We start from the raw sequence: 6,067 nt of genomic DNA, 5'->3' as shown, positions 1-6,067 counted from the left end.
CGACGGTGGGCGCGGTGACGGCCTCGTCGATGAGGACCTCGTTCCGGGTGTTGCAGCCGTCGGGCTCGAGGCCCGAGTTCCAGTGCTTGAACTTGGACCGCTCGTACCCCGTACGGTCCTCGGTCCGTACGGAGAGCCGGTTGACGGCGAGCAGGATCGGCACGGTCTGCGGGGCGGCGGCCCGGGCTCCGGCCGTGGCCCCGGCTCCGGCGGGGGGCGCGGCTTCGACCGGGGTCGCGGCGGTCGCGGGAGTGGTGAGGGCGAGTGGTACGAGAACGAGGGCGGCGGCCGACACGGCGCGCTTCAGGCTGATAACCATGTCAACTTGGGTACGCGTAGTTCACCCTCGCGCGGTGCTATGAACCGGTGAACTGGTGCGGATGACGTAATCCGTTCACCGTAGAAACGTTTCTGCGCCGAGGGGTGGGGGCACCCGGGGGCCATGCCCGTGACCCGTCCCGGCGCGGGTGCGTTGTCCCGGCATGACCAAGACGCAGCGCATCCTCACCGCCGTCGCCCTCGCCGCCGGCGCCTCCGCCCTGTCCGTATCCGCCGCGTCGGCGAACGGACCCGCCGCGGGCGCCGCCCCGGCTCCGGAAGGGGTGCAGTCCCTGACCGACGGGGTGGCGTCCCTCCAGGGCGGCATCAACGAGCTCAACCAGCTCAACCAGCTCATGGAGGTGCCCAACCACCTCGCCCCGCTGATCGACCCGGTCGCGCAGGTCGCGGGCGCGATCCAGTAGCCCGGACGGCGGCGGTCCGGGCCCGTTCCGTACGGCCGCGGACCCCCGGGGCCACCCCTCGCCGGCCGTCCGGAGAGAATCCCGGAAAAAAATCCGGAAGTTTTCGCCGAGCGGTGTCGAGAACCCGTCATCGGCTCCGACGTCCCCTGTGAAAGCCGCCCACGAGGGCGGTGGCCACGGGAAACCCCGGCGGCCGAGGGAACCGAACGAGGAGTGGACCATGAAGTACCTGGTACAGATTCAGGGCACCCAGGCCGCGTACGACGCCATGGCGGGCAAGCCCTCCGCGGGCAACCCGGCGTGGAGCGAGGCCGACATGGCCGCGATGTTCGCGCACATGGGCGCCATCAACGACGATCTCGCCGAGACCGGTGAGCTGCTCGACGGCAACGGACTGGCCGAGCCCGCCCGCGCCCGTTACGTCCTGGCGGGCCCGGACGGCAAGCCGGTCGTCACCGACGGTCCGTACAGCGAGACCAAGGAGATCCTGGCCGGGTACTGGGTGCTGGACTGCGCCAGCCTCGACCGGGTGACCGAGATCGCCGCACGGGTCGTCGCGTGTCCGATCCCCGAGGGCAGCACGCCCTCGCCGATCATCATCCAGCCCATCCAGGAAGCGCCGGAGGCCTGACCCCGGACACCGCACCGGTACGCCACGCCCGGCCGAACCGAACTGAACCGGATCGGGCCGGATGCGACCAGGCCGGGAGCCCGGGGCGACGGGGACACCGATGAACTCCGGTGTCCGCCGAGCCCCGGGCCGGTGGGCCCGAGGACGAGACCCCGGGCCGCACCGGCCGCCGGAGACCCGGACCGTCAGCGCCGTAAGTGCTGTACGCGCCGTAAGCGCAGTATCGCCGGGGCCCGAGCACCCGGTCCCGTACCACCCCGGACCCTGCGCCCCGCCCCCGCCGACGGGCCCGTGATACGTACTGCGGCATGAGCCGTAGCCGTACGCACACCCCTATCGATGCCGGCGCCGACGGGGAAACCGCCGCCGTGGCAGACGCCGATCCCGTCGTCGAGGAGCTGCTGCGGCTGCACGCGCCGCAGGTGCTCGGCGCGCTCGTCCGCCGCTACGGACACTTCGACCAGGCCGAGGACTCCGTCCAGGAGGCCCTGATCGCCGCCGCCCGCCAGTGGCCCGCCGAGGGTGTCCCCGCCAACCCCCGGGGCTGGCTCATCCGGGTCGCCGCCCGCCGCCTCGTCGATCTGCTCCGCGCCGACGAGGCGCGCCGCCGCCGGGAGGAGAACGCCGCGCACCTCGCGCCCCGCGACACCCGTACCGCCCCCGCGCCCGGTGAGGACCGCGCCCCCTCCGACGACGACACCCTCACCCTCCTCTTCCTCTGCTGCCATCCCGGGCTGACGCCCGCCGCGCAGATCGCCCTCACCCTGCGCGCCGTCGGCGGGCTGACCACCGCCGAGATCGCCCGCGCCCATCTGGTGCCCGAGGCGACGATGGCCCAGCGGATCAGCCGGGCGAAGCAGAAGGTGCGGGGCGTGCCGTTCGTCCCGCCGGGACCGCAGGACCGCGACCGGCGGCTCGCCGCCGTACTCGAAGTGCTGTATCTGATCTTCAACGAGGGGTACACGGCCTCGTCCGGCGACCGGCTCCACCGCGCCGACCTGGCCCGGGAGGCGATCCGGCTGACCCGCCGGGTCCGGCTGCTGCTGCCCCGCGAGGGCGCGGTCACCGGACTGCTGGCGCTGATGCTGCTCACCGAGGCGCGCGGCCCGGCCCGCAGCGGCCCGGACGGCGAGCTGATCCCGCTGGACGAGCAGGACCGCACGCTCTGGGACCGAACCGCCGTCGCCGAGGGCACGGCGCTGGTCGAGGAGGCGCTGGGCCAGGGCCCGGCCGGGGTCTACCAGCTCCAGGCCGCCGTCGCGGCCCTGCACGACGAGGCCGGGCGGCCCGAGGAGACCGACTGGCCGCAGATCCTCGCCCTGTACGACCTGCTGGTGGCGATCGCCCCCGAACCCATGGCCGAGCTGGGGCGGACCGTCGCCGTCGCCCGGGTCCGCGGGCCCGAGGCCGGGCTCGCGGAGGCCGACCGGCTGGCGGACCGGCTGGCGGGCCACCACCGGCTCGACGCCGTACGGGCCCATCTGCTGGAGGAGGCCGGACGGCCCGCCGAGGCCAGGGCGGCGTACGAACGGGCCGCCGAGGCCACCCTCAGCGGACCGGAGGCCGACTACCTCCGCCGCCGGGCCGCCCGAATCGTCGGCTGATGCCGGGCTTGACCTTTACGTAACGTCAACTTCTACCGTTCAGGTCATGGAGTGGTCGATCCAGGAAGTCGCCCGGCGCGCCGGGACGACCAGCCGCACCCTGCGGCACTACGCGGACATCGGACTGCTGGAGCCCCGGCGGATCGGGTCGAACGGCTACCGCTACTACGGGCCGGACGAGCTGATCAGGCTCCAGCGGATCCTGCTCCTGCGCGAGCTGGGGCTCGGGCTGCCCGCGATCGCCGGGGTCCTGGCGGGCCGGAGCGACCCGGCCGCCGCGCTCCGGGCCCATCTGGAGCTGCTGGAACTGGAACGGGACCGGCTCGCGCGCCGGATCGCCTCGGTGCGGACCACCCTGCTGAAGACCGAACGAGGGGAAGAAGTGATGGCCGAGGACGTGCTCGACGGATTCGACGACAAGCGGTACGAGAAGGAGGTCACCGAACGCTGGGGCGCCGACGCCTGGCGCGACGGCCGGCGGTGGTGGTCGGCGCTCGGCGAGGAAGAGCGGCGGGCGCGGCTGGTGGAGCACGAGACGATCGCCCGGCACTACGGGCGCGCCTGCCAGGAGGGCGCCGGGCCCGGCGACGAGCGGGCGCAGGAGATCACCCGGCGGATGTACGCCTGGCAGTCGGCGGTCCGGCCCCCGTCGAAGAGCCACTTCGCCGGGCTCGGCGAGATGTTCGCGGCGGACCCGCGGTTCGGGAAGAACTACGACAAGTACGGGGAGGGGACGGCCGCCTTCGTCCGGGACGCGATGCGGATCTACGCGGACCGTCAGCTGACCGACTGAGGCGGGCTCGGGGGACCGGCGGGGCCAACGGGAATCCGCCGGTCCGGCGAGGACGGCGAGGACCGCGAAGGCGACAGAGCCGGGTTAAAACGAATGAAAAGCGATTATGTCGGGCGTGGTCGGCGGGATTCGCGAAACCGATGAGGCCGCGGGGGCGGAAATGGTCGTCGGTGGTGCTCCGGATGGCGTAAGGTTGTGTTCAACGACGCGGGGTGGAGCAGCTCGGTAGCTCGCTGGGCTCATAACCCAGAGGTCGCAGGTTCAAATCCTGTCCCCGCTACTGAAGACACGGCCCGGTGTTCCGTAACAGGAACACCGGGCCGTTGTCGTACCCCCTGCCAGTCGCCGTTCGGTCCGCCGTTGCCCGGCCGACCCCCGGTCGCCCCCCGGCTGTTCCCACGTCGTCCCCCGTCCGGCCCTCCGCGGGTCGCCCTCCGCCCGTCCGGCCGGGACGCTGAGGGGGGAGGAGAGCATCCGTGGCGGAGGAAGAACAACCGAACCTGTCCGGTGGTGCCCGGCGACTCGCCCGGATGCTGCCGTCGCTGATGATCATCGTGGGTGTGGTCTTCGACCTCTCGACCCCGTCGAAGTTCACCGCCGCCCCGATGTTCACGGCCGCCCCGCTGCTCGCCGCGCCCTTCTTCTCCTTCTCCGTCACCCTGGCGACCGGGATCTTCGCCGTACTGACCGAACTGGCCCTCGACTTCTACAACAGCCTGCTCGACGAGACCCAGGCGTATACCGAGCTGACCACCGTGATCACCGTCTCGGCGCTGGCCCTCTTCATCAACCGGGTCATCACCCGGAGCCAGCAGCGGCTCGCCTCCGCCCGGGTGATCGCCGAGACCGCGCAGCGCGCCGTGCTGCCCACACCCGCCGAGGAGATCGGCGGGCTACGGGTCGCCGCCCGGTACGAGGCCGCCCTCGCCGACGCCTTCATCGGCGGCGACCTCTTCGCCGTCCAGGAGACCCGGCACGGGGTGCGGCTGGTGGTCGGCGACGTCCGGGGCAAGGGCCTGGGCGCGGTCGAGGCCGTGGCCGTCCTGATCGGCGCCTTCCGCGAGGCGGCCGAACGGGAGCCGACGCTGGAGGAGGTCGCCGCCCGGCTGGAGCAGGCCCTGGTCCGGGAGGGGCTGCGCAGGGGCGGCGACACCGAGGAGAACACGGCCCGCTACGAGGGCTTCGCGACTGCCGTGATCGCGGAGATCCCGCACGGGGCCGGGGTCGTACGGCTGCTCAACCGGGGGCACCCCGAACCGCTGCTGCTGCGGGGCGACGGCCGGGCCCGGTTCCTGCCGCCGGACGACGCGGCCCTGCCGCTGGGGATGCGGGAGCTGGGGGAGTGGCCGGGGCGGACCGAGACCCATCCGATGCCGGCCGGCTCGACCCTGCTGCTGTACACGGACGGGCTCTCCGAGGCGCGGAACCCGGCGGGGGCCTTCTACGACCCGGGGGAGCGGCTCGGGGGCCGGGTGTTCCCGGGGCCGGGGGAGCTGCTGGACGCGCTGGTCGACGACGTACGACGGCACACGGGCGGCGGATCCACGGACGACATGGCGCTGCTGGCGGTCACGGGGCCCTTGGTCACGGGACCTGAGTTCTCCGGGCGTGCGGTCTCCGGTACTCCGGCTTCCGATACCCCGTCTGCGGATGCCCCGGCTTCCGATACCCCGGCCTCCGGATCTGGGGCTTCCGGGTCCGCGGCCTCCGGATCCCCGACCCCCGGGACCCCCGAGGACGGCTGATCTCCGGATCCCGTAGGCCGGCTTCCGGCCCCGGTGGCCGAACCCCGCCGAGGGTCCGTCCGGCGCCGGGACAGGCGGCGCTCCGGGCTCTTGGATAAAGACTTGACCAACCCTTCGCCGGGTGTCGGCGCCTATGTGCCATTGCACAGCCCATTTATCGACCGAGAGTAACCGAGTCGTCGCTCTGCATATATCAATTGACGGTCCGTCAGTGGCCGCGAGCGCCCCGACGGGGCGTCAGGGACCCGTTTTGCCGGTCGGCTCGCCCGATTTGGCGAGCTTCTGTCCCGGTTGATCCACCAGATGGGTTTAACGATCATCAGGAACAGCTTGGAAAACATTCCCGGTGTCTATTAACGTTCGATAACGCAGCGCGGTCGTCCCAGCCGCCGTCAGGGCGGCTCCGTGCTCATGCGCCGAATCCCGCAAGGGAACCGGGGAACCACTTCTTGGGGTGAATCGGGTGACTCCGCAGCCTGCGGAGTCACGCGTAGGAGACCTTCCTGCTCCGAACCCGTCAGCTAACCCGGTAGGCGAGAAGGAAGGAAAGG

General features: G+C 72.3%; 5 protein-coding genes, 1 tRNA gene, 1 pseudogene and 1 riboswitch. Of the genes and pseudogenes, 6 read left to right on the top strand and 1 reads right to left on the bottom strand.

Going from position 1 to position 6,067, the window contains the following annotated elements; all coding sequences use genetic code 11:
• Window positions 1-319: pseudogene (locus ABZ714_RS31955) on the bottom strand (HNH endonuclease); the annotation flags it as partial.
• Window positions 320-482: 163 nt separating this feature from the next.
• Here ABZ714_RS31955 and ABZ714_RS31950 point away from each other — a divergent pair.
• From ABZ714_RS31950 to ABZ714_RS31925, 6 genes are all read left to right on the top strand, one after another.
• Window positions 483-743, top strand: a complete 261-nt coding sequence (locus ABZ714_RS31950) for a hypothetical protein (protein WP_358828852.1) — start codon at window positions 483-485, stop codon at window positions 741-743.
• 220 nt (window positions 744-963) lie between these two features.
• A complete protein-coding gene (locus ABZ714_RS31945; RefSeq protein ID WP_358828851.1) occupies window positions 964-1,374 on the top strand; it encodes a YciI family protein in 411 nt (136 codons plus the stop codon).
• A 368-nt stretch (window positions 1,375-1,742) separates the two neighbouring features.
• Window positions 1,743-2,978 carry a sigma-70 family RNA polymerase sigma factor gene (locus ABZ714_RS31940; protein ID WP_358828850.1) on the top strand — a complete coding sequence of 412 codons (1,236 nt, stop codon included), beginning with the start codon at window positions 1,743-1,745 and terminating at the stop codon, window positions 2,976-2,978.
• Window positions 2,979-3,024: 46 nt separating this feature from the next.
• A complete protein-coding gene (locus ABZ714_RS31935) occupies window positions 3,025-3,771 on the top strand; it encodes a TipAS antibiotic-recognition domain-containing protein (RefSeq protein ID WP_358828849.1) in 747 nt (248 codons plus the stop codon).
• A gap of 206 nt (window positions 3,772-3,977) precedes the next feature.
• Window positions 3,978-4,051, top strand: a tRNA-Met gene (locus tag ABZ714_RS31930).
• Between the two features lie 196 nt (window positions 4,052-4,247).
• A complete protein-coding gene (locus ABZ714_RS31925; RefSeq protein ID WP_358828848.1) occupies window positions 4,248-5,516 on the top strand; it encodes a PP2C family protein-serine/threonine phosphatase in 1,269 nt (422 codons plus the stop codon).
• A 404-nt stretch (window positions 5,517-5,920) separates the two neighbouring features.
• Window positions 5,921-6,067, top strand: a riboswitch (cyclic di-AMP (ydaO/yuaA leader).

The organism is Streptomyces sp. NPDC006798, from assembly GCF_040635975.1.
GTDB lineage: Bacteria > Actinomycetota > Actinomycetes > Streptomycetales > Streptomycetaceae > Streptomyces.
This window is presented reverse-complemented; position numbering and strand designations above follow the sequence as displayed.

Excerpts from the sequence above, each read along its gene's own strand:
- ABZ714_RS31950 (WP_358828852.1), top strand. The coding sequence starts at position 483 with ATGACCAAGACGCAGCGCATCCTCACCGCCGTCGCCCTCGCCGCCGGC.
- ABZ714_RS31945 (WP_358828851.1), top strand. The coding sequence starts at position 964 with ATGAAGTACCTGGTACAGATTCAGGGCACCCAGGCCGCGTACGACGCC.
- ABZ714_RS31935 (WP_358828849.1), top strand. The coding sequence starts at position 3,025 with ATGGAGTGGTCGATCCAGGAAGTCGCCCGGCGCGCCGGGACGACCAGC.